At 60.5% G+C, this 23227-nt stretch carries 21 protein-coding genes; 13 read left to right on the top strand and 8 right to left on the bottom strand.

What is annotated here, in order from left to right:
* Position 1: 1 nt before the first annotated feature.
* Complete coding sequence (locus PMI35_RS28280) at positions 2-991, top strand: sulfate/molybdate ABC transporter ATP-binding protein (protein ID WP_008055399.1); 990 nt, start codon at positions 2-4, stop codon at positions 989-991.
* Positions 992-1099: 108 nt separating this feature from the next.
* Here PMI35_RS28280 and PMI35_RS28285 read toward each other — a convergent pair whose 3' ends face one another.
* On the bottom strand, positions 1100-1621 hold the full coding sequence (locus PMI35_RS28285; protein WP_008055398.1) for an Mpo1 family 2-hydroxy fatty acid dioxygenase: 522 nt from the start codon (positions 1619-1621) through the stop codon (positions 1100-1102).
* A gap of 84 nt (positions 1622-1705) precedes the next feature.
* Here PMI35_RS28285 and PMI35_RS28290 point away from each other — a divergent pair, with 84 nt between their 5' ends.
* The 3 genes from PMI35_RS28290 to PMI35_RS28300 all read left to right on the top strand — a co-directional run bounded on the left by PMI35_RS28290 (position 1706) and on the right by PMI35_RS28300 (position 3980).
* On the top strand, positions 1706-2392 hold the full coding sequence (locus PMI35_RS28290) for a Crp/Fnr family transcriptional regulator (RefSeq protein ID WP_008055397.1): 687 nt from the start codon (positions 1706-1708) through the stop codon (positions 2390-2392).
* Positions 2393-2506: 114 nt separating this feature from the next.
* On the top strand, positions 2507-2755 hold the full coding sequence (locus tag PMI35_RS28295) for a helix-turn-helix domain-containing protein (RefSeq protein WP_008055396.1): 249 nt from the start codon (positions 2507-2509) through the stop codon (positions 2753-2755).
* The gene (locus PMI35_RS28300) at positions 2748-3980 is read left to right on the top strand and encodes a type II toxin-antitoxin system HipA family toxin (protein ID WP_008055395.1); all 1233 of its coding nucleotides are present in this window, start codon (positions 2748-2750) and stop codon (positions 3978-3980) included. Before PMI35_RS28295 ends, PMI35_RS28300 begins: the two co-directional genes overlap by 8 nt.
* On the opposite strand, the gene PMI35_RS28305 is transcribed toward PMI35_RS28300, so the two are convergent.
* Positions 3981-4985 (bottom strand): AraC family transcriptional regulator, encoded by a 1005-nt coding sequence (locus tag PMI35_RS28305; RefSeq protein WP_008055394.1) that lies wholly within the window; start codon positions 4983-4985, stop codon positions 3981-3983.
* 100 nt (positions 4986-5085) lie between these two features.
* On the opposite strand from PMI35_RS28305, the gene PMI35_RS28310 reads away from it, so the two are divergent.
* Complete coding sequence (locus PMI35_RS28310) at positions 5086-6159, top strand: fatty acid desaturase (protein ID WP_008055393.1); 1074 nt, start codon at positions 5086-5088, stop codon at positions 6157-6159.
* 116 nt (positions 6160-6275) lie between these two features.
* Here PMI35_RS28310 and PMI35_RS28315 read toward each other — a convergent pair whose 3' ends face one another.
* Genes PMI35_RS28315 through PMI35_RS28325 form a run of 3 tightly spaced genes read right to left on the bottom strand, consistent with a single transcriptional unit; the run spans position 6276 to position 10311 of the window.
* Positions 6276-7886: an arylsulfatase gene (locus PMI35_RS28315; protein WP_008055392.1), complete on the bottom strand. Its 1611-nt coding sequence runs from the start codon at positions 7884-7886 to the stop codon at positions 6276-6278.
* 14 nt (positions 7887-7900) lie between these two features.
* The gene (locus PMI35_RS28320; protein ID WP_008055391.1) at positions 7901-8716 is read right to left on the bottom strand and encodes an ABC transporter ATP-binding protein; all 816 of its coding nucleotides are present in this window, start codon (positions 8714-8716) and stop codon (positions 7901-7903) included.
* Complete coding sequence (locus PMI35_RS28325; protein WP_008055390.1) at positions 8713-10311, bottom strand: ABC transporter permease; 1599 nt, start codon at positions 10309-10311, stop codon at positions 8713-8715. Before PMI35_RS28325 ends, PMI35_RS28320 begins: the two co-directional genes overlap by 4 nt.
* A 314-nt stretch (positions 10312-10625) precedes the next feature.
* Between PMI35_RS28325 and PMI35_RS28330 the strand changes: the two genes are divergently transcribed.
* The gene (locus PMI35_RS28330; protein ID WP_008055389.1) at positions 10626-11639 is read left to right on the top strand and encodes an ABC transporter substrate-binding protein; all 1014 of its coding nucleotides are present in this window, start codon (positions 10626-10628) and stop codon (positions 11637-11639) included.
* 121 nt (positions 11640-11760) lie between these two features.
* On the opposite strand, the gene PMI35_RS28335 is transcribed toward PMI35_RS28330, so the two are convergent.
* Positions 11761-12681, bottom strand: coding sequence for a LysR family transcriptional regulator (locus PMI35_RS28335; RefSeq protein WP_008055388.1), 921 nt, complete (start codon positions 12679-12681; stop codon positions 11761-11763).
* Positions 12682-12864: 183 nt separating this feature from the next.
* Here PMI35_RS28335 and PMI35_RS28340 point away from each other — a divergent pair, with 183 nt between their 5' ends.
* Positions 12865-13785, top strand: coding sequence for a TauD/TfdA dioxygenase family protein (locus PMI35_RS28340; protein WP_008055387.1), 921 nt, complete (start codon positions 12865-12867; stop codon positions 13783-13785).
* Positions 13786-13907: 122 nt separating this feature from the next.
* Here the strand turns inward: PMI35_RS28340 and PMI35_RS28345 are convergent, their stop codons facing one another.
* Together PMI35_RS28345 and PMI35_RS28350 are read right to left on the bottom strand one after the other, a co-directional pair.
* Positions 13908-15524: an alkaline phosphatase family protein gene (locus PMI35_RS28345; protein WP_008055386.1), complete on the bottom strand. Its 1617-nt coding sequence runs from the start codon at positions 15522-15524 to the stop codon at positions 13908-13910.
* A gap of 213 nt (positions 15525-15737) precedes the next feature.
* Positions 15738-16682, bottom strand: coding sequence for a LysR family transcriptional regulator (locus PMI35_RS28350; RefSeq protein ID WP_008055385.1), 945 nt, complete (start codon positions 16680-16682; stop codon positions 15738-15740).
* A gap of 166 nt (positions 16683-16848) precedes the next feature.
* Between PMI35_RS28350 and PMI35_RS28355 the strand changes: the two genes are divergently transcribed.
* The 6 genes from PMI35_RS28355 to PMI35_RS28380 all read left to right on the top strand — a co-directional run bounded on the left by PMI35_RS28355 (position 16849) and on the right by PMI35_RS28380 (position 23214).
* Entirely contained in the window at positions 16849-19221 is a 2373-nt protein-coding gene (locus PMI35_RS28355) for a TonB-dependent receptor (protein WP_008055384.1), read from the top strand.
* 274 nt (positions 19222-19495) lie between these two features.
* Positions 19496-20308: an energy transducer TonB gene (locus PMI35_RS28360; protein WP_008055383.1), complete on the top strand. Its 813-nt coding sequence runs from the start codon at positions 19496-19498 to the stop codon at positions 20306-20308.
* Between the two features lie 44 nt (positions 20309-20352).
* Positions 20353-21078: a MotA/TolQ/ExbB proton channel family protein gene (locus PMI35_RS28365; protein ID WP_008055382.1), complete on the top strand. Its 726-nt coding sequence runs from the start codon at positions 20353-20355 to the stop codon at positions 21076-21078.
* 1 nt (position 21079) lies between these two features.
* Positions 21080-21481 (top strand): ExbD/TolR family protein, encoded by a 402-nt coding sequence (locus PMI35_RS28370; RefSeq protein WP_008055381.1) that lies wholly within the window; start codon positions 21080-21082, stop codon positions 21479-21481.
* A gap of 171 nt (positions 21482-21652) precedes the next feature.
* Positions 21653-22234, top strand: a complete 582-nt coding sequence (locus tag PMI35_RS28375) for an alpha/beta hydrolase (protein WP_008055380.1) — start codon at positions 21653-21655, stop codon at positions 22232-22234.
* Positions 22235-22290: 56 nt separating this feature from the next.
* A complete protein-coding gene (locus PMI35_RS28380) occupies positions 22291-23214 on the top strand; it encodes a sigma 54-interacting transcriptional regulator (RefSeq protein WP_008055379.1) in 924 nt (307 codons plus the stop codon).
* Positions 23215-23227 lie beyond the last annotated feature (13 nt).

The raw sequence follows: 23227 nt of genomic DNA, 5'->3' as shown, positions 1-23227 counted from the left end.
CATGTCGATCGAAGTGCGTAATGTCAGCAAGAATTTCAATGCGTTCAAGGCGCTCAATGACATCAGCCTGGACATTCAGAGCGGTGAGCTGGTGGCGTTGCTTGGCCCGTCCGGTTGCGGCAAGACCACGTTGCTGCGGATCATCGCCGGCCTGGAAACCCCGGACCAGGGCAACATCGTGTTCCACGGCGAAGACGTCTCCGGCCACGATGTGCGTGACCGCAATGTCGGTTTCGTGTTCCAGCACTACGCCTTGTTCCGCCACATGACGGTGTTCGACAACGTCGCGTTCGGCCTGCGGATGAAGCCGAAAAACCAGCGCCCGAGCGAAAGCCAGATCGCAACCAAGGTGCACGAACTGCTGAACATGGTGCAGCTGGACTGGTTGTCGGATCGCTACCCGGAACAACTCTCCGGTGGCCAGCGTCAGCGTATCGCCCTGGCCCGCGCCCTGGCGGTGGAGCCGAAAGTGCTGCTGCTCGACGAACCCTTCGGCGCCCTCGACGCCAAGGTCCGTAAAGAGCTGCGTCGCTGGCTGGCGCGCCTGCACGAAGACATCAACCTGACTTCGGTGTTCGTGACCCACGACCAGGAAGAGGCGATGGAAGTGGCCGATCGCATCGTGGTGATGAACAAGGGCGTGATCGAGCAGATCGGTTCACCGGGCGACGTCTACGAAAATCCGGCCAGCGATTTCGTCTATCACTTCCTCGGCGATTCGAACCGCCTGCATCTGGGCGAAGACAATCACGTGCTGTTCCGTCCGCACGAAGTGTCGTTGTCGCGGCATGAACTGGAAGATCACCATGCGGCCGAAGTGCGGGATATCCGTCCGCTGGGCGCGACCACTCGCGTGACGCTGAAGGTCGAAGGGCAGAGCGATCTGATCGAGGCCGAAGTGGTGAAGGATCACGACAGCCTGATCGGCCTGGCGAAGGGCGAGACGCTGTTCTTCAAGCCGAAGGTCTGGCAGAAAGTCGCCAACATCTAAAGCAAAAGCTTCGCGGGCAAGCCCGCTCCTACAGGGGATCGGTGTTGTACACATGTTATGTGACCGACCGAAAACCCCTGTGGGAGTGAGCCTGCTCGCGATGACGTGTTATGCAGCAGCGCGATTCGGATTGACCCGCACCCCACCAGCTCGCGCCTCGATCTGCTCTTTGAGCTTATGCCGCAACCCCAGCAAAAACGCCAACTCAGCCACCACAAACAACGGCCCGACAATCAACCCCGTCACATCATCGACAAACGCCGGCTTGCGCCCTTCGTAGTGATGCCCGACAAACTGAATCGCCCAGCCGATCACAAACATCCCAACGCCGCTCGCCAGCCACACCAGCGTGCTTTGCTGCGCCAGTGCCTGACCTGCCCAAACGCACAGCCCCAGCAACACCGTCATCAACAGGCCGAGGCGCAACTCCAGGCGCAGGTAGAACCACGCCGACGCCAAAGACACCAGCACTGCTGGCGAAAGCCAGCCCCCGGCCCATTGCGGACGGGACAGCAATACCGCCACCGCCACGACGATCAATGGAATGCCGACGAAGTGGCTGGCGATGTTGCGCGGATCGCGGTGGTAGGCGGCGTATTGACTGAGATGGTCAACGAGGCTTTTTTTCATTGTTATTCCTCCTGTAGGGTGACTGATCATGCCTTGCGGCCGTTTCACGCTCTGTCAGCCAGGCGACAATCTCTAGGAGTTTTCATGGATAAGCAGGTCTGGCGTGCGCGCCTGATGCGTGGTCAGTGGTTCAGCCATCTGCCTGTGTCCCTACAGGATAGTCTGCTCAATGCTGCGCGGGTGCGGCAGCTGTCAGCGGGTCAGCTTTTGTTCCAGCGTGGCGATCCGCCGTGTGGACTGTACGCGGTGCTTGAAGGCGCGGTACGCGTCGGCGCCGTGAACGAACAGGGCAAGGAGGCATTGCTGGGCCTGGTGGAACCGCCGCACTGGTTCGGCGAGATCTGCCTGTTCGACGGTCAGCCACGTACCCATGATGCGTTCGGCGTGGGGCAGAGCACACTGCTGCACATCCCGCAAACCGTGCTGCTCAAGATGCTCGACGAACAGCCCGGGCATTGGCGGCAACTGGCATTGCTGATGAGCCAGAAACTGCGCATGACCTTCATCAATCTCGAACAGCTGAGCCTGTTGCCAGCCCCGGCCCGTCTGGCCCATCGCTTGCTGATGATCGCCGAAGGCTACGGCCAGCTCGACGAACCGCGGCGCGTTCTGCAACTGCCGCAAGAGCAGCTTGCCGCCATGTTGTCGCTGTCGCGCCAGACCACCAACCAGATCCTCAAGGATTTGCAGGGGCAGGGGATATTGCGTCTCGGTTATGGCGAGATCGAAATCCTCGATGCGCAACGGTTGCGGGCATTGGTTGTCGTTTAGCGACTGTGCAGAGAACGGTTAAAAACCAGCTGGACATCGCCCCAAAACTGCACTAAATACAATGCATATCCACGGTTCGTGGAGTTTTGCACGGTATATGATGCAGGTTGATAAATGGAAAACCTTGGTGAACTGATCCGCTCGCTACGTAAAGAGCAAAAGCTTTCCCAGCAGGCATTGGGAAAACAGTACGGAATGAGCCGCTCAACGATTTCGGGAATCGAGAACAACACCATCTCCGAAATAGGTCTGCGCAAGGTTGAGGCGATTCTCAACGGTTTCGGGTACGAGCTCATTGCCGTGCCTCGTCAGACGAAGCGTCCAACGTTGGACTCTCTGAAAAAGGCAAACTTCCATGGATGAGGCGCAGGAGCAGGACCGGCTGTTCATCAGTGTCTCCGGCGCCTTGGCCGGCACACTCGGTCGTGGTCAATCGCGCAGTGATTCAGTGTTCACCTATGTCGAAAGCACGCAGGAGGAAAACTCGGTTTCGTTGACCATGCCGGCGCGGCTCGAAAGTTACACGTGGGAAAATGGTGTTCCGCCGATTTTCGAAATGAATTTGCCGGAGGGCGCTCTGCTTGATGAGTTGGTGCGCCGATTCAGCAAGGCAGTCAGGGGCTTCGATGATTTTACGATGCTTGCGATCGTTGGCCCGTACCAGCTCGGTCGAGTGGGAATCGCAAACGCGCAAGACTCAAATGACCGTCCACCTGAAACCCGCCTCGCGGACCTGCTGGTTCACGACGGTGCGCAAGGTTTGTTCGAGGATTTATTGCACACCTATGGCCGATATTCAGGCGTCTCTGGCGTGCAGCCGAAGGTGCTTATCCGTGACAGTGCGACGACTATCGACCGGCTGACTCATCGAGGCGCGACGCACCTGGTCAAATCATTCCGTGCAGAGGAATACCCTGAGCTTGCGGCCAACGAGTATTTTTGCATGCGGGCCGCATTGCATTCAGGCCTTGAAGTGCCGAAGTTTGAGCTCAGTGAGCACGGCAAATTCCTGGTCGTCGAACGTTTCGATCTGAACGACCGTGGTTACCTGGGGTTCGAAGATTTCTGTGTCCTGAATGCCTGGCCGTCGAAAGCTAAATACGATGGCTCATACGAAGGTGCCGCGCGGCAGATCAAAGCATTCGTCTCCCCACCGTTGCTCAACAGTGCACTGGAGTCTTTTTTCAAGATTGTTGCGCTCTCGTCCGGCTTGAAGAATGGTGACGCTCACCTGAAAAATTTCGGAGTGTTGTACGAGGATTGCGCTACTGATGCGCAAATCAGCCTTGCTCCGGCCTATGACATCGTCACCACTTCGGTCTATATCAAGAACGACAGCATGGCGTTGTTGCTAGGCGGATCAAAAGCATGGCCCAAGTACAAAATGCTGATGCGCTTTGGCCGGTCGGCCTGCAATCTGACCGAGGGGCGCTGTAAAGAGCTGTTGCAGCAAGTCGCCCATGGTATGGACGTGGCGATGAGCGAAATGGCTGCTCACATCAAGGGCAACAGCGATTTTGCCAACGTTGGCGAAGCGCTTGTGGAGCAGTGGAAATCAGGCATGGCGCGCAGTCTTGTGAGCCGCTGATCAGCGCAATCCATCCCGAAACTGCCCCGGAGTCATCCCCGTCCAGCGCTTGAACGCGCGGCTGAAGCTGCTGGTATCGGCAAACCCCAGCAAATAGCTGATCTCACTCAAAGAGCACTGCGGATCGCGCAGGTGCAGCAACGCCAGGTTTTCGCGGCTTTCGTTGAGCAGCGTATCGAAGCGACAACCCTCATCCGCCAAGTGCCGTTGCAGGCTGCGCAGGCTCAGGTGCAGGGCCTTGGCGATGTGTTCGGCGCTGGGTTCGCCTTCCGGCAATTGCTCTTCAATGGCGTCGCGGACCTTGCGCTCCCACGTCAGCGGTTTGAGTTGCGCGAGGGTGCGGTTGAGCACGGTTTCGTTGTGTTCAGCCAGTTCCGGGTTGGCATCGTCCAGGTGACTGTCGAAATCAGTCAGCGCGAATTCCAGCCGATCCTCGCCGGTGGCGAAATACACCGGTGAGCGAAAGACCTTGTGCCATTGGTGCGGGTCCGCAGGCTCGGGGCGACGCAAGTACACCGCCAGCGGTGCATAGTCGCGGCCTAGGCGATTGCGGCAAGTTCGCACGTAAATCGCCACGAAGGCGTCGATGGCTTCGAAGGCCGGGGCCGGATTGCCTGGCGGGATTTTCAGATGGAAACAGTAGCGGTCATCGGCGCGGGTCAGTTCCAGTTCCAGGGCGTCGCTGACCACCTGGTGATAGCGCACGATACGCTCGAAGACTTCCCGCAGGCTGCCGCTGGCCACCAGTGCATAACCGAGCGCGTGGAAGGTGGTTGGGCTGACGAAGCGCGAGACGCGCAGGCCAATCGCCGGATCGCCGCTGACCTGCACCGCGATTTCCCACAGGCGCGTGGTGCCGGACAACGGATAACGGGCGTTCGGGTCGTCCATCAGTTGCGGGTCGAGCCCGGCCTGTTGGCACAGGGCGGTGCTGTCGAGGCCCAGGGCGTCGAGTTGCTTGCGCAGGGCGCGGGTCCAGCTGGCGAGGGAGGTCGGTTCAGTCATGCTGATTGGCGCTTCCGGTCAACAGGTTGGCGTTCTCGGCTACCGCTCCAGGCGAGTGAAGCGGGCAGGATGCGAACATCAATAACCAGAGGATGGAAGCATGCAAGGTACTTCTGCAAGTCCCCAGCGACTGAATGCAGCTGCGCGATCGGCACATATTCGCCAAGTGTTGCTGGCCAAGGGCGTCGAACTGCGCGAGCGCTACCCGATTCTCAAGCACCAGGACGCCTTGGGCGCGGGCATCCTGGCCTTCGCGCTGACCGGCATGATCGGTTCCGCAGCGCTCTACATCGAGGGCTACATCGCCTGGTGGGTATGCTTGCTGCTCAATGCTTTTTTCGCTTCCCTGACCCACGAACTTGAGCACGACCTGATTCACAGCATGTACTTTCGCAAGCAGCGGGTGCCGCACAACCTGATGATGGGCCTGGTCTGGCTGGCGCGTCCGAGTACGATCAATCCGTGGATTCGTCGTCACCTGCACCTCAATCACCACAAGGTATCCGGCTCCGAGACCGACATGGAGGAGCGCGCCATCACTAATGGCGAGCCTTGGGGTTTCGTGCGGTTGTTGATGATTGGCGACAACATCATGTCGTCGTTCATCCGCATGTTGCGGGCCAAGACCTGGGCGATGAAGTTCAGCATCATCCAGCGCACCCTGAAGGTCTACGCACCGCTGGCGCTGATGCACTGGGGCGCGTGGTACGTGTTTCTCGGCTTCCACGCCGCGAACGGCATCGCGTACCTGATGGGCACGCCGATCGAGTGGTCGGCGACCACGTTGTCGGTGATGAACGTGATTGATATCGCCGCGGTGGTGATCATCGGCCCGAATGTGCTGCGCACCTTTTGCCTGCACTTCATCAGTTCGAACATGCACTACTACGGTGACATCGAGCCGGGGAACGTGATGCAGCAGTGCCAGGTGCTGAATGCCTGGTGGTTGTGGCCGTTGCAGGCGTTCTGCTTCAACTTCGGCAGCAGCCACGGGATTCATCACTTTGTGGTGAAGGAACCGTTCTACATCCGCCAGATGACCGTGCCGGTGGCGCACAAGGTGATGCGTGAGATGGGGGTGCGGTTCAATGATTTCGGCACGTTTGCGCGGGCGAACCGGTTTGTGCGTAATGAGGCAGTTCAGGGTGAAACGGTAGAGGGTGCGCGCGTCTGATGGCCTCATCGCGGGCAAGCCCGCTCCCACAGGTTTCTGCGTTGAATGCAAAATTTTCATTCAGCACAATCACTGTGGGAGCTGGCTTGCCAGCGATAGCGATCTTTCAGACAACCTCAATCCGGCTGAAAAGGCGACTCACTCAAGATCACCCCGGTCTCATCGACATATTTCTGCCAATGCCCGATCAGCAACTCGAGCCTCTCGGGCTGGCTCAGCGCCAGGTCATGAATCTCCCCCGGATCGCTACCCAAATCATAAAGCTGCCAGGTCGCCGGCCCCACCGGCCCCGGAATGAACACTGCTTTCCATTGCCCTTGGCGAATCGCCCGCCGCCCGAACAACTCCCAACCCGTCACGGTGTGCTCGTCATGCACCTGCGCCGTTTCGCCCGACAGAAACCCCAGCCACGACTTGCCACGCAACGGCGCCACTGGCTTGCCGCGCCATTGCTTGCCCGGATGACGCACCCCGGCGAGGTCGAGGATGGTCGGCGTGATGTCCATCACCGTGCCGAATCCATGGCTGATCTGCCCCTTGAGCGGCAGTTGCGGGTAATGCACCAGCGCCGGTACCCGAATCCCGCCTTCAGTGGTGAATGCCTTGAACAGCCGCGAAGGCGCGGTCGCCACTTGTGCCCAGTTCGGCCCGTACCAGACGTACGAGTTGGCGCGACCGATGTTGTCCAGGCTGTTGTCGTAATGCTGGTTGAGGTAGGTCAGCAACTGCGGACCGAATTTCGGGAAGGCCTCCAGCAGCGCACCTTCGGCGCCGTTATCGGACATGAACAGGATGAACGTGTTGTCCAGTTGCCCCTGGTTGCGCAGGTAGTCGACGACGCGACCGATGTTCCAGTCCATGCGCTCGACCATCGCCGCATAGACCTCCATGGCCCGTGCGGAAATCTGCCGTTGTTCGTCGCTCAAGGCGTCCCATTGGGCGCTGAGCTGGATCAGCGGATGCGGTTCTACATCGGCGTCGATCAGCCCCAGGGCCTTGAGTTTTTCCAGGCGCTCCAGACGCAGCACTTCAGGGCCTGCGTCATAGCGGCCGCGATATTTCTCCACCACTTCGGCAGGTGCCTGCAATGGCCAGTGCGGCGCCGAGAACGGCAGATAAGCGAAGAACGGCCGGGTCTGGTCACGCTCCTTGAGGTATTGCAGCAGCTTGTCGCCGAAGGCATCGGAGGAGTAGAAATCCTTCGGCAGTTCATCGATGAATTGATCGTCTTCGATGTACAGCGCCGGGGTGGATTTCAGCAGGCCCGGCGTGTGTTCGTCATAGGTCGGTTCGAAACCGTAATGGTTGGCGGCGCCGGGCAGCAGCGAGAACGAACGCTCGAAACCGCGGGCATGGGGTGCCAGTTCAGCGGTCAGGCCAAGATGCCATTTGCCGCTCATCAACGTCTGGTAACCGGCCTCGCGCAGCAGCTCGGGCAAGGCGACAACGCGGTCGTTCAGGTACCCCTCGTAACCGGGTTTGCCGATCAGCTCCGGCGTCAGTGCTTCGGCCATGGTGCCGATGCCGGCGATGTGGTGATCGGTGCCGGTCAGCAGCATCGAGCGCGTCGGCGAGCAGGTGGGCGCGGTGTGGAAATCGGTCAGGCGCAGGCCGTTGTTGGCCAGTGCATCGAGGTTCGGCGTGGCGATCTCGCCGCCGAATGCGCCGAGATCGGAAAAGCCAAGGTCATCGGCCAGAATCACCAGAAAGTTGGGGCGTTGCGGCATCAAGAATCTCCTGTTCAGCAGGCAATGAAAGACAACGGCAAGTCACGCACCTGCACCGGTACCGGTGGTTGGTAGTGGTCGTCGCTGGTGAGTTCGTGCAGCAGTTCTTCGCGCAGCTGGTGGAAGTCGAAACTGCTGCGCAGACGCGGATGAGGCAGGGCGATGTCGACCACTTGCTTGATGCGTCCGGGACGCGGCTCCATTACCACCACGCGGTCGGCAAGAAAGATCGCTTCCTCGACATCGTGGGTGACCAGTATCGTGGTGATTTTTGCCCGGGCGCGGATCGCCAGCAGTTCATCCTGCATTTGTTGGCGGGTCAGGGCGTCGAGGGCGCCGAAGGGTTCGTCCAGCAACAGGATCCGTGGGCTGGCCACCAGGCCGCGAGCGATCGCCACCCGTTGCGCCATGCCACCGGAGAGCTGGTGTGGATAGGCACGGCTGAAGTCGCGCAGGCCCACCAGGTCAATGAAATCACTGATGCGTTTGTGCTTTTCATCAGCGCTCAATGGCTCGTTGACCAGGCCCAGGCCGATGTTGTCCGCCACCGTCAGCCAAGGAAACAGACGGTGTTCCTGAAAGACGATGCCGCGCTCGCCGCCGATGCCGGTGACGGCTTTGCCATCGACGCTGATCTGCCCGCGAAACTGCGTATCGAGGCCTACCAGCAGCCGCAGCAAAGTGGATTTTCCACAGCCGCTGGAGCCGACGATGGCGACGAATTCACCCTCGGCGATGTCCAGGTTGAATTCGCGAATGGCCTCCAGTTCAAAACCGTCGACGTCGAAGGTTTTGCCCACGTGGTTGAAGCTGACAATGGGTGCGTTCATGCGTGTCTCCAGCGGGTGGCGCGCGTTTCGAGGCGTTGGCCAATGAGGTTGAGCAGGGCGCCGGTGAGGCCGACCAGCAACATGCCGGCCATGATCAGGTCCATGCGCAGCAGTTGTTGGGCGCCGATCATCTGGCTGCCGATGCCACCGTTGGACGGCATGAAATATTCGGCGCCGATGGTGCCCAGCCAGGCGTAGATCAGGCTCAACCGGAGCCCGGCGAAAATACCCGGTGCGGCCCCCGGCAGCACCAGTCGGCCGAGACGTTGCCGCAGATTCAGGCGCAGCACTCGGGCGGCCTCGTTCAATTGCGGCGAGAGATTGGCGACGCTGCGTTGGGTGGCGATGAACAATGGGAAAAACGCGGCGAGGGCGACGAATACCCACTTGGCCAGTTCGCCCAAACCGAACCAGGCGGTGAGCAGCGGCACCCAGGCGAAAATTGCGATCTGACGCAGGGCGGCGAGGGTTGGTCCGAGGACTCGTTCGCTCGTGCGCGACAGCCCCAGCAACAAGCCCAGGGCAAAGCCAAGGCCGCCGCCGAGCAACAGGCCGCCGAGGGTGCGACCCAGGCTCAGGGCCATGCCGCTGATCAACGTACCGTTGAGCAAACCGTTCCCGGTGGTTACCAGCACCGCCAGCGGGCTGACCAGGATGTTGGCGTCGACCCATTGCTGATTCGTCGCCAGTTGCCACACCAACAGCAACGCCAATGGCAGCAACCAGGGTTGCAGGCGCTGCCAGCCTTGATATTTCGGGCCTCGGCGGATTTCGGCCGTGGCCGGATGCGGCCAGTGCACCAGCTTCTTGTCCAGCAGGCCGATGCCGCGATCCATGACCACGCCGATCAAGCCAATCACGACGATGCAGACGAACACGGTGTCGAGCATGAACAGTTGTCGCGCCCAGACCATCAGGAAACCAATGCCTTCGCTGGAGGCGAGCAGTTCGACGGCGAGCAGTGACGTCCAGCCTGCGGCCAGCGCCAGGCGTACGCCGGCCATGAAGGCCGGCAGTGCGGCGGGCAGCACCAGGCGGCGGATCAGCAATCGCGGCGGCAGGCGCAGTACCGTAGCAGCTTCACGCAGCCTGGGTTGTGCATCACGCACACCCACCAAGGTGTGCAGGGTCACCGGCACCACGATGGCCTTGATCAGCACCACCAGTTTCAACACTTCGCCGATGCCGAAAAACACCATGAACAGGGGAATCCATGCCAGCGTCGGGACTTGCGCCAAGCTGGCGAATATCGGGAACACCAGGCGTTCGAGCGTGCGATTGAAGCCCAGCGCCGCGCCCAATACCGCGCCCGCGGTGATCCCGGCAAGCAGGCCCCAGAACAGGCGTTGCAGGCTGATCCATAAATGGCTCCACAGCTCGCCATGCGACAGCTCCACCGCACTGTTCCAGACCAGCGAGGGCGCCGGCAGGATCTGTTCACTCATCCATTGATTGCGGCTGGCCAGCCACCACAGCGCAAACAGGCTGAGTGGCAGCAGCCAGGGTAAAAGCCGCTGGCTCAGGGTTGGCCAAAGCCGCCGACCATTGAGCGGTGGCGCGGCGAGCGGCAGGCTGAGCAGGGAAACACGAGCCATGGGCGAGACCTCCGTTGTCGGGTTGCAATACGGCCTGCCTTTTGTGGGAGCGGGGTGTATGCAAAATAGTTCTATAAAAAATCAAATCAATACTATTGGGAGATAAGCCAGACCATTTAAGGCCTCCAGCCAAAACGCATCCAATGCATTCGAAGAATATTTTTGATGCTGCTTATGCATATCGCTCCACGAGCCCCGTCGTTGCTTGCTTAGGTCTAAACGATATAAAAATGTGAATTTATAGTATTTAAGTGCTGATCAAGATTGAGCCTACTTTCTGCTCCTCAACGCCGTCGTCACCAGGAGCCGTACCCATGAGCATCCCCTTCAAACGTGTCTTCAGCCTGCTCGCCATACCGGCTCTGGCGGGCTTGCTGGCGTTCACCGCCCAGGCCGCTGAACTCAAGGAAATCCGCATCGCCGTGCCCGACCTCAGCGCCGGCACGCAACACAGCGCAGGCGGCGTGGTGGACGTGTTGCGCGATCAACAGATTTACGAAAAGGCCTTTGCCGACCAGGGCATCAAGATTCAGTGGAATTTCTTCAAGGGCGCAGGTCCCGTGATCAACGAAGCCTTTGCCAACGATCAAGTCGATCTGGCATACCTCGGTGACCTGGCGGCGATCATCGGCAAGTCCAATGGCCTGGATACGCGGGTGCTGAGTGCCTCGGCGCGCGGGGTGAAGCATTACCTGGGCGTAGTGCCGGGCTCGGGGATCAAGACCCTGCAGGACCTCAAGGGCAAACGCGTGGCGATTTTTCGCGGCACTGCCAGCCAGTTGTCGTTTGATGCAGCGCTGGCCAGCCAGGGTTTGAGCGAGAAGGACCTGAAAGTCATCAACCTGGATTTCAACGCTGCAGTGGCCGCGCTCGCCGCCAGGCAGATCGATGCGTCGTGGGGCGGTTCCAATTTGACGGCGTTGCAAGCCAAAGGCCTGGCCGAGTTGCCGTTGAACACCAAGGACCTGGGTGGCGCGGGCAGTGTTCAGGCGGTATTGGTGGCCAATGGCAAGTTTGTCGACGAGCACCCGCAGGTGGTGGCGAAACTGCTCAAGGCCCAACAGCAGGCGGTGCAATGGCTGACCCAGGACAGCAACAAGCAAGCGTACATTCAGTTGGTGTCCGGGCTTGCGAGTTATCCGTCGGTGATTCTGACCGAGGATTTGAAGGACCAGAACCTGAGCGAGGTGTTCCCCTCGACCCTGGACCCGGTGTTCCTGGGTAAATTGCAGGATGCCGTGGACCTGGCTTCGCAGCAGAAGCTGATTCGCAAGTCGTTCAAGGTGAGTGATTGGGTGGTGCCGGAGTTGGCTGCGGCAAAACTCTAAATCTCTAGCGCTCTTGCGGGCCTCTTCGCTGGCAAGCCAGCTCCCACAGGGATCTCCAGTGCACATGCATTTTGTGAGCACCAGAAAAACCTGTGGGAGCTGGCTTGCCAGCGATGGGGCCCTAAACCGCGACAGCAATCTCCTGCTTGTCCACCGCCACCAATATCTCGATCATCGCCCGCGCCGCCGGCGACAACCTGAACCCTGTGCGACTGACAATCCCGCAGCGGGCATTCATGCTCTCGATGTTCTGCGGCAGATTGCGCCAGTGCAGTAACACCAGCGAACCCTGGGCGATGTCTTCGACAAAGGCCTCTTGCGTCCCCACGCCAATCGCATTCGATTGCAGCACGATTTTCACCAGCGCCGGGAAATGCTCGGTCTCGATAGTCGGGGAAAAGTCCATGCGCCCACTGAGGTTCGCCAGCAGTTTGCGGATGCCCGGCGGAATCAGCGTGGTTGCCAGCGGGTAGTCGAACATGTCGTTGGTCGACAGGCTTTCCTTGGCCAGCAACGGATGCCCGGGACGGCAGAAAAACACGCCGCGCCTGGGGGTCAGGGCCTGGGTCTGGAAGTTCGGGTCGGCTTCGAAATGGCGGATGTCGGCGATGAAGAATTCGATCTCTTCGCGGCTTAGCGCGCGGCTGAGTTTTTCCCAGTTATCCACTTCGAAACAGGTGCGCACTTTCGGGTGCGCGTTGATAAATTGCGCGACCGCATCCGGCACCAGTTTCACCGCCGGGGCAGGGCCGCAACCGAAGCGCAGCTCACCGGCGTCGAGCTTGGTCATCTGCGTCACTTCGGCGCTGAGCAGGGCCGCGCCTTGCACCAGACTGCGCGCATGTTGCAACACCACCAGGCCTTCGGGGGTCGGGCGCAAATCCTTGTTGCCACGGTCTACCAGCACGCAGCCGAACTCTTGCTCAAGCCCTTGGATACTGCGGCTGAACGCCGGTTGAGTGATGCCCATGGCGTCCGCCGCACGGACGAAACTGCGGTGTTCGTTGAGGGCGATGAAGTAGCGCAACTGGCGAAGATCCATATGCTTTCCCGGCATCCTAAAAATAGCTCGAAGGCATTTGCGACGAGGGTTGGTTGAGGTTTTAAATGCAAGCTCTTATTCCGTCAACGAAGCATACGAATATCTATTAGACCTAAATTGAATATAGATAGAGCGTTGTTTCGCTGTCGCTCAACCGTCAGCAGTCCGATCGAGGGTCTACCCATGAGCAATGCCGCTTTAGCTGTAAAACCCGCTGTCCACGCGCTTGAAATCCATCCGGTGGCCGGTCGGATCGGTGCCGAGATCCGGGGCGTGAAGCTCTCCGGTGAACTGGATGCCAACACCGTCGAGGCGATCCAGCAGGCGCTGGTGCAGTACAAGGTGATCTTCTTTCGCGAGCAGGCCCACCTCGACGATCAGAGCCAGGAAGCCTTCGCCCATCTGCTGGGCGAACCCGTGGCGCACCCGACCGTGCCGGTGCGTGACGGCACCCGTTTTCTGCTGGAGCTGGACGGTGCCCAAGGCCAGCGCGCCAACTCCTGGCACACCGACGTGACCTTCGTCGACGCCTACCCGAAAGCCTCGATCCTGCGCTCGGTGGTTGCGCCCGCTTTTGGTGGCGACACCCTGTGGGCCAACACCGCCACGGCCTACAACGAACTGACGCCGGAGCTGCGCGAACTGGCGGATAAACTGGTGGCGGTGCACAGCAACGAGTACGACTACGCGGGCGCCAAGCCTGACGTGTCGGAGGAAAAGCTGGAGCGCTACCGCAAGATCTTCACCTCGACCATCTACGAGACCGAGCACCCGGTGGTGCGCGTACACCCCATCAGCGGCGAGAAAAGCTTGCTGCTGGGGCATTTCGTCAAGCGCATCAAGGGTTACTCCCAGGGTGATTCGGCGCACCTGTTCAACCTGTTGCAGAGCCACGTCGTCCGCCAGGAAAACATTGTGCGCTGGCGCTGGCAGGCTGGTGATGTGGCGATCTGGGATAACCGCTCCACCCAGCATTACGCGGTGGATGACTATGGCACCCAGGACCGCGTGGTGCGGCGCGTGACGCTCAAGGGCGAGGTGCCGGTGGGTGTGGCGGGGCAGCGTAGTCAGACGGTGAAGGGGCCGGATATCGGCGGCGTTTGATCTGAAGTAATCGCTGCGATGCGGCGACCCGACAAGCCAGCTCCCACAGTGAATGGTGTTGACCACAATGGATGTGAACGACACGAAACCCTGTGGGAGCTGGCTTGCCAGCGATGCTTTTTCTACCACACGCCGATCTGCACCATTTTCTCGGTTTCCGGCTCTCCGTAGCGAAACCGCTGCCCGCGCAAATCAATCTCCTCATGGCTGATCGTCGTCCGCCGCTTCAACCCTCTCACCCACTCAAACAAATACCCCGCATGCTCTTCCCGAACCGAGGCATACGCCGGGTCAGCACCCAGGTCCCTTAGCTCCTGCGGATCCTTCAACAGGTCGAACAGCTGCGGTCGAAAGCCGTCGTACGCCAGGTACTTCCAGCGCTCGCTGCGCACCATGGTCATGCGGCAGCGGTCGATCGGTTGATGCAAGCGTTCCCGCGCAGGCGCCTGGAAGGCGTAGTCGTATTCACTGATCGCGAATCGGCGCCAGTCAGTTTTTACTCCGTGCAGCAGGGGAATCAGCGAGCGTCCTTCAAGTCGATGCTCGGCCCCCTGCAATCCTAGTGCCTCAAGGAAAGTCGGCAGCGCATCGATGGTTTCCACCAGTCGTTCATCCACCGAACCGCGCGTTGCATCTGCCTCCGGACGCGGGTCGCGAACGATCAGCGGAACCCCCACCGCCGGCTCCAGCAGGAACTCTTTTTCCCCCAGGTAGTGATCGCCAAGGAAGTCGCCATGGTCGCTGGTAAACACGATCAGGGTGTCATCCCAGCGACCGCTGCTCTGCAGGAAATCGAACAACCGCCCGAGCTGGTCATCGACCTGTTTGATAAGGCCCATGTACGTCGGGATCACGTTCAGGCGTACTTCGTCCCGGGAAAAATTCAGGCTCTCCTCGTGCTGACGGAACGCGTTGTACACCGGGTGATCACTGGCCTCGCCCTCGGCTGCACGCACCGGCTCGATCACCTGTTCCGGGCCATACAGCGCGTGATACGGCGCCGGGGCGATATAGGGCCAGTGGGGCTTGATGTACGACAGGTGCAGGCACCAGGGCTGCTCGCCCTGCTCGGCGATGAAGTCGAGGGCGCGGTCAGTGGTGTAGACGGTTTCCGAATGCTGCTCGGGAACGCGCGCCGGCAGATGGGCGTTGCGCATTTTCCAGCCGCTGAGGATTTCGCCCTGTGCGCCTTCGGCAGCGTTGGCCCAGTCGTGCCACGGGTTGCGCCCGGCATAACCGAGGTCGCGCAGGTAGTGGGTGTAGGGCGCGGATTCGCGTTTGTCATCGAATAGCGGGTCGTCGGGGAAGATGCCGTCATGGCGCAAGTACGGCTCGAATCCGACTTCGTTCAGGTGCTCGGCCTGCGCGCTGCCAGGGTCGATGGCCAGCCGCTGCAACGCATCGAGATTAGGCGTGGCGTGGGTCTTGCCCACCAGTGCGGTGCGAATACCGTGGGGGCGCAGGTAGTCACCGATAGTCAGCTCTTCCAGCGGCAAGGGCACGGCGTTCCAGGCGACTTGATGACTGCTGACATAGCGCCCGGTGTAGGCCGACATCCGCGATGGGCCGCAGATTGTGCCCTGGGTATAGGCCCGGCTGAAACGCACGCCAGCGGCGGCCAGGCGATCGATGTTGGGGGTGTGCAAGTGCGGGTGGCCGTAGCACGACAGGTAATCGCGGCGCAGTTGGTCGCACATGATGTACAGCACGTTGCGCACCGGGTTTTGGGTGTTGGGCATGGGGTTCACCGATCGAAAAGACAGGCGAGGTTTTTCGCTGCTGGGGCGGGGTTGAGGCAAGTGCGTTTGGGGAATGGTTTTTATGCAGGAGGTGCATCGCCGCCTGATCGGGCCTCATCGCTGGCAAGCCAGCTCCCACAAGGTTTGTTTGATACATGATTTGTGAACACCATCGATCCCTGTGGGAGCTGGCTTGCCAGCGATGAGGCCCGGTCAGACAGCGAAGTTCTCCAGCGAACACACCTCTTCATCCTGAGCATCAACCTCCTTGATCTGCGCAATCATCGCCTCGGCCAACGGCGACAACCGATACCCCGCGCGACTGACAATCCCGTAGCGGGTGTACAGCTCTTCCAGGTCATCGGCCAGTCCATCGATCTTCAAGCGCACCAACTCACCCTTGGCATTATGCAGTGCATCTGAATACTCGCCGATGATGCCAATCGCATCCGAACGCAGCACCACACCGAGCAGGCTGTAGCTGTTTTCGCACTCCACATTGGGTGCGAAATCCGGCCGGCCGCTCAGGTCGACGATGACTTTGCGCAGGTTGGGCGGGCGAATGGTGACGGCCATCGGATAGCTCATCAACTCGGCGGCGCTGACGCTTTCGCGAGCGGCCAGTGGATGCCCGGCGCGGCAGCAGAAATGCCATTTGCGCGGGCGCAGGCGTTGGGTCAGGTAGTCCGGGTCGGCCTCGAACTGCCGGGTGTCGGCGACGAAAAATTCGAACTCTTCGCTCAGCAGGCGTTTGCTCAGGCTTTGCCAGTCATCCACTTGAAATTGCACCCGCGCCTTGGGGTAGCGACCAATAAAGCTGCCGATCGCCCGAGGGATCAAACCCGCCGCTGGCGCCGGGCCGCAACCGAAGCGCAATTCGCCGGCCTCCAGGCCGTTGAACTGGCTGATCTCGTTGGCCATCTGCTGCGCGCCGCTGACCAGCCGCCGCGCGTGTTCGAGCAACACCTGGCCCTGCTTGGTCGGCGCCAGGTCCTTGCGCCCGCGATCCACCAACTGACAGCCGACGCTGTGTTCCAGCGCCTGGATGCTACGGCTGAACGCCGACTGCGACAGGTTCACGGCCATGGCGCCCGCGACGAAGCTGCGCTGGTCGGCGAGGGCGATGAAGTGGCGAAGCTGGCGCAAGTCGATATGCATTTTTCACATTAAAAATATCGGGGAAATGCATTGGATATGCATTAGGTCGACTCCTTATAAAGGCAATCTCTTATGCAGTAAATCTTTGTAAAAACATAAATAAATAACTTTAAAGAATATGCACTGCTGAAAAGTGGCTGTGTGTTTTTTGATCAGGAGCCGCTTGATGAGTCCGTTGAACCTTGCGTCACCCCTCACACCCCGACGGCTCAAACGCCTGCCCCTGGCCCTGCTGCTGGCGGGGAGCGCCAGTTGGACCCAAGGCTATGCGGCCGAGACCACCACTGCCCAAGAGGCACCGGCAAAAGCCGCGTCGGGCCAGGTCAAGGACGATGGCGCTCAGCTGGAAACAGTGACCGTCACCACCCGCCGTCGTGAAGAGAGTTCTCAGGATGTACCGACCCCGATGAGCGTGGTCAGTGGCCAGGTCCTGGAAACCCAGCGGGTCTATCGCATCCAGGATCTGCAGCAATTGGTGCCCAGCGTCAACGTCGCCTACATGCATGCGCGCCAGTCCAGCGTGTCGATCCGTGGCTTGGGCAACAACCCGGCAAGCGATGGCCTGGAGGGCAGCGTCGGGTTGTACCTCGACAACGTTTACCTCGGTCGGCCGGGCATGGCGGTGTTCGACCTGATGGACATCGAGCAACTCGAAGTGCTGCGCGGCCCCCAAGGCACATTGTTCGGCAAGAACACCACGGCTGGCGTGATCAACATCAGTACGCGGGCGCCCTCATTCACACCGGAACGCAGCATCGAAACCTCGGTGGGCGAGGACGGTTACTTCCAGACCAAGGGCACCATTTCCGGCCCGTTGAATGATGAACTCGCGGGACGATTTTCCGCTTACCGCACCCGCAGCGATGGCGACATCAAGAACGAATTCGACGGCCATGACTTGAACGGCGGCTCACGGGATGGCTTTCGTGGCCAGTTGCTGTTCAAGCCCAATGAGGCGTTCAATCTGCGCTGGATCGGCGACTACAACGAAGAGGATTCCAGCGCCGGCACCCGCGTGTTGTACAACACCGGGCCGACCATCAATGGCGTCAACCTGTACCAGGCCCGGGCCAATGCGGCGGGCGCCACGCTGGTCGATGGCACGCATCGCAAGGTCAACCTTAACAACGAACAACACGTCACCGTGCATCAGGGCGGAACGTCGGTCGAGGCGAACTGGACGCTGCCGAACGACTTTACCCTGACGTCCATCAGCGCCTACCGCTGGTGGAACTTCACCCCGCGCAACGATGACGGCCTGAACGTATCCGCCTTCTACAACGCTGGCGTTTCGGTGGAGGATAAGCAGTATTCCCAGGAGTTTCGCCTGGCGTCGCCCACCGGCGGTTTCTTCGATTACGTGCTCGGCGCCTATTACTTCGGTTCCGACCTGGACAACAAATCGTTCAGCTTCTACGGCCCGCAAGCGGACATCTGGAACGGCACGCCCCCGAGCGCACTGGCCAACGTCACCAGCATCGGCAAGGGCCACATCGAAACCGACAGCTTCGCCCTGTTTGCCCAAGGCACCTGGCACCTCACCGAGCGGTTGGACTTCACCGCGGGTGTGCGTGGCACTTATGAAGAGAAAAGCGCCTGGGTGAACCGCGACGCGCCAGTGGGTGGTGCGGCGGTGGCGGGGGCGGCATCGGCGGTAAGACAAGGTCGCGCCGGGGCTTACGACTCCGGTGATTTGAATCAATACAGCTCCAGCCCTTCGGGTTTGCTGAACCTCAGTTATCACTTCACCGATGACCTGCTGGGCTACGCCACGCTGTCCCATGGCGAGAAATCCGGTGGGGTCAACCTGGCCGTCGGCACAGCCCCGGTCGCTGGTGCCGATTCGCTGCTGATCGGCACCGAACGCGCAAACAACGCCGAACTCGGTTTCAAAAGCACGCTCTGGGACCGTCGCCTTCAACTCAACGCCAACGTGTTCTGGACCCAGGTCAACGGCTATCAAACCAACGCCTACGACGACGTCAACCGTGTGCAATACCTGACCAACGCCGGTTCCGTGCGCTCTCGTGGCGTGGAGTTCGACAGCACGCTGATCCCGTTACGCGGCCTGACGCTGAACATCAACGGCTCCTACAACGACGTCAGCTACCTCTCCTACAAAGATGCGCCGTGCCCACCGGAAGTCAGCCTGGCGCCGGGTGCTCCGGCCTCTTGCGATCTCAGCGGCCATCAGGTGGTCGGCGCTTCGAAATGGATCGGCAACGCCAACGGCGAATACAAATGGAACCTGAGTAACGGCTTCGAAGAGTACGTCACCGCCAGCTACGCCTTCCGCTCCAAAGCGGTGGGCACGGTGGAAGATTCCGATTTCGGCCAGATCCCCAGCTACGCCGTCGTCAACTTGTCCACCGGCCTGCGCGGCGACTTCAAGCAGGGGCAGTGGGACGTCTCACTGTGGCTGAAAAACGCTTTCGACAAAACCTATTACACCACCCTCTGGACCGCTTCCAATGGCGGTTACGAAGGCTTGCTCGGGACACCGCGAACCTTGGGTGTGACCGGTCGTTACGACTTCTGATGAATGCGGCGGCTGAGGCGAGAACCATGCCCTAGGGGAATATTTTCAATGCTTCAAAAGCATGTGTTTTTGGCTGCCTCGCCGCAGCCCTTATGGAACAGGGCCTGCAGCGAACCAGGCATTTTTCATATTCGTTTTAGGTCTAATTTTAACGTTAAAGATTACTTTCAGAGATAAGCGTCTAACCCAATGATTAACTCCTCGATACGTCGTACGGGGGATGTCGGGTTCGACGTATCGGGTAATTCGCAAAGAGACCGCAGGGAGTAAAGCAATGGGCAATGTCCAGACCGCCGCCGGCGCACACGAGGTGCTTTGGTGCCAGGCGCCAGGTGGCGAGTTGGTCGACTTCGGGAGGGTGCACCGCGTGCCCTTGGGCCAGCTGCGTTTGCAGCGTGCGCCCAAGGGCATCCTGAGCCGACGCGAAGCGATACTGCTCGGTGTGCTGGCGTTGCTGGTGCACGGCGCGGTGATCTACTGGCTCAATCAACAGCCGACCAAAGAATTGCCAGTCGTGCCGCCGGAAATTCCGCCGATGACCATCGAGTTTTCACGTCCGGCACCGCCAGTGGTCGAACCGCCGCCACCTCCACCGCCGCCGCCACCCGTGGTCGAGCCACCGCCGCCCGTGGTGGACGAATTGGCAGCCAAGCTGGCACCGCCAAAACCGATTCCCAAGCCAAAACCGATCGTTAAACCGGTGCCTAAACCTGCACCAAAAGCAGCCCCGCAACCGCCCGCGCCGCCACAACCGGCTGCTCCGGTCGCGGCCCCGGCGCCACCTGCACCGCCCGCGCCGGCCCCGGTGACACCCGCCTCGGCCAGCGCCGGGTATTTGAAAAACCCGGCGCCGGAATACCCGTCGCTGGCCCAGCGTCGCGGTTGGGAAGGCACGGTGTTGTTGCGTGTGCATGTGCTGGCCAGCGGCAAGCCCGGGGAGATCCAGATTCAAAAAAGCAGCGGCCGCGAGGCCCTCGATGAGGCGGCCCTGAGCGCCGTGAAACGCTGGAGTTTCGTGCCCGCCAAGCAGGGTGATGTGGCCCGGGACGGCTGGGTCAGCGTGCCCATCGATTTCAAGATTCATTAAACCGACACCTTTTTAGCGCGAAACGTTTACACGAGGAATTCACCATGACGTTATTGGCATCTCCACTCCAATCCATCGAAAGCGCGGTGATCTGGCTGCTGGTGGTTTTTTCCGTTGCCACCTGGGGCCTGGCGTTGCTCAAGGGCGTGCAGTTCGGTCGCCTGAAAGCCCAGGACCGAAAATTTCATCAGCGCTTCTGGGCCGCGTCGAGCCTGGATTCGGCCGCAGAGTTAGCCGAATCCCAACCAGGCGCCGCGGCGCGGGTGGCACAGGCCGGTTATGCGGCGATTCAGGTGGGCGAGGCGCCACAGGCGACGGATTTGAGCCAGGCGATCAATCATCAGGATCGTCTCGAGCGGGCCCTGCGTCAGCAGATCGTGCGCGAGCGCCGGTCGCTGGAAACCGGGCTGGCGGTGGTTGCGAGTATCGGTAGCACGTCGCCGTTCATTGGTTTGTTCGGCACGGTGTGGGGAATCATGGAGGCGTTGAAGGGCATCAGCGCAGCGGGCTCGGCGAGCCTGGAAACAGTCGCCGGACCCATCGGTGCAGCGTTGGTTGCCACCGGTGTGGGGATCGCCGTCGCGGTGCCGGCAGTGCTGGTCTACAACTACTTTTTGCGTCGCTTGAAGTTGACGGCGGCGGACCTGGACGACTTCGCCCACGACTTCTACAGCCTGGCGCAGAAGAGTGCGTTCCGCGTGTTGATCCACCCGACGGCGCACAAGGTTGCGGCGCCGGCTAACGCACAAAAAGTGAAGGAGGCGTCCTGATATGGCCTTCTCCACGCAAGACAGCGATGAGGTGCTGAGCGAGATCAACGTGACACCGCTGGTGGACGTGATGCTGGTGCTGCTGGTGGTGTTCATCGTCACCGCGCCGCTGCTGACCAACGCCATCCCGATCAACCTGCCCAAGACCGAGGCCGTGGCGCCGGTGGAGCAGAAGGACCCGCTGGTGGTTAGCATCGACGGGGCGGGCAAGTTGTTTATCAACAAGGATGAAATCCAGCCTGATTTGCTGGAGTTCAAGCTCCAGGCAGCCAAGGCCAAAGACCCTGAAGTACGGGTGCAATTGCAGGCCGATGACGGGGTGAATTACGGCGAAGTGGCTCGAGCCATGGCGTCGATCGAGCGGGCAGGGATTACGAAGTTGTCGGTGATCACCGCGCGCTGACAGCGTTTCAAGTTTTCCGGGGCCGTCTCCTTGGCAGGGTGCGGCCCCTTTTTTTATCTCTGGTCTTATATTCGATATAGGTCTTAATAAATAGCTTCTTATTCCTTAACGAATATAAATCCCGTCCCTATACTCGATCAGGAACAGACACGCAGCAGGAGAGCTTCCCCCATGCGCAACGAATCAATTCGCTACCTGATTGTGCCGGGCTGGCAAGGATCGCCAGAAGATCATTGGCAAAGCCACTGGCAAAACAGCTTGCCGAACAGCGCACGGGTGGAGCAGGCGGACTGGCTGACGCCGCGTCGTGAAGACTGGGTGGCGGCGCTGGCCGAGGCCATTGCCACCGACAGCACCCCCGTCATCCTGATCGCCCACAGTCTTGGCTGCATCACCGTCGCGCATTGGGCGGCTACCGCGCCTGTGCAGTTTCTGCGTCAGGTACGTGGCGCCTTGCTGGTCGCGCCGGCGGACGTCGAGCGACCGGCCTGCGCGCCGGCCCTGCGCAATTTCGCACCGATTCCAACCGACCTGTTGCCGTTTCCCAGCCAGGTCGTCAGCTCCGACAACGACAGCGCCGTCAGCGCGCCGCGGGCCCTGGAGCTGGCGCGTAACTGGGGCGCGGAAGCGGGGATCCTGGGAGGTGCCGGGCACATCAATGTGAAGTCGGGTCATCAGCGTTGGGAGCAGGGTTTTGCCTATCTCTATCGTCTGCAAAACCGCATGGAACACCACGCCCTGCGCCGCGCCTGAACCTTTTGTTTTTTTCAACGCCCCCGTCCTTTGGCGGTTTTGGGCGGGAGTCTGCCATGAGCTTTGAAACCTTCGGTCAGCCGCTGCTGACCTTTCCCGACGCTGAAAAAAGTCCCCTGAGCATCCGCGCCAAGGCGCTGGTATTCGTCGACCCGCGTTCGCGGCAATTGCGCCAGGAGCTGGAACAGCTGGCGCCGCGCTCGATCTCGGTACTGATCCGTGGTGAAACCGGCAGTGGCAAGGAGCTGCTGGCTCGGCACATCCATCGCGCCAGTGATCGCGGCGGCTTGTTCGTCTCGGTCAATTGCGGGGCGATCAGCCCAACCTACGCCGACGCAGAATTGTTCGGCTATGCCGCCGGCAGCTACAGCGGTTCTGCCAGCAGTCGCGCCGGTTGGTTCGGTTCGGCCAACGGCGGCACGCTGTACCTGGATGAAATCGGCGACCTGCCGCTGCCGATCCAGATCAAATTGCTCGCCGCCCTGGAAAACCACGAAGTGACCCGCGTCGGTGCGCATCAACCGAGTCCGGTGGACGTGCGTCTGGTCGCCGCCACCAGCATCGATCTGGCCCAGGCGGTCGCCGCCGGGAAATTCCACGAGCGGCTCTACCATTACCTCAGCGAAGGTCAGCTCGAACTGCCGGCACTGCGCGAACGGGTGGGCGACATCCTGTCGCTGGCCGAATACTTCCTCGGCATCTACAGCCAGCGGCTGGACCTGCCAGTGCCACTGATCAGCGAGGCCGCGCAAGCGGTGCTGGAACGACACAGCTGGCCGGGCAATACCCGGGAGCTGGAAAATGTCATTCACTTTGCGCTGCTGGTGAGTACCGGTGACGAGATTTTGCCGGAGCATTTGAATTTGCCTGATGAAGGCCTGAAGCAGATCGAACAGCAGCTCAAGCGGATTCTGGACAGCGGCTCTGCTGCCGATAAAGAAGCCTTGGAACACGTTCTGCAAAACGCCGGCCTCCTGTAGGAGCTGCCGCAGG

Source organism: Pseudomonas sp. GM78 (assembly GCF_000282475.1).
Classification (GTDB): Bacteria; Pseudomonadota; Gammaproteobacteria; order Pseudomonadales; family Pseudomonadaceae; genus Aquipseudomonas.
Note: the sequence above shows the minus strand (reverse complement) of the source record. Positions and strands in the feature narration are given on the sequence as shown.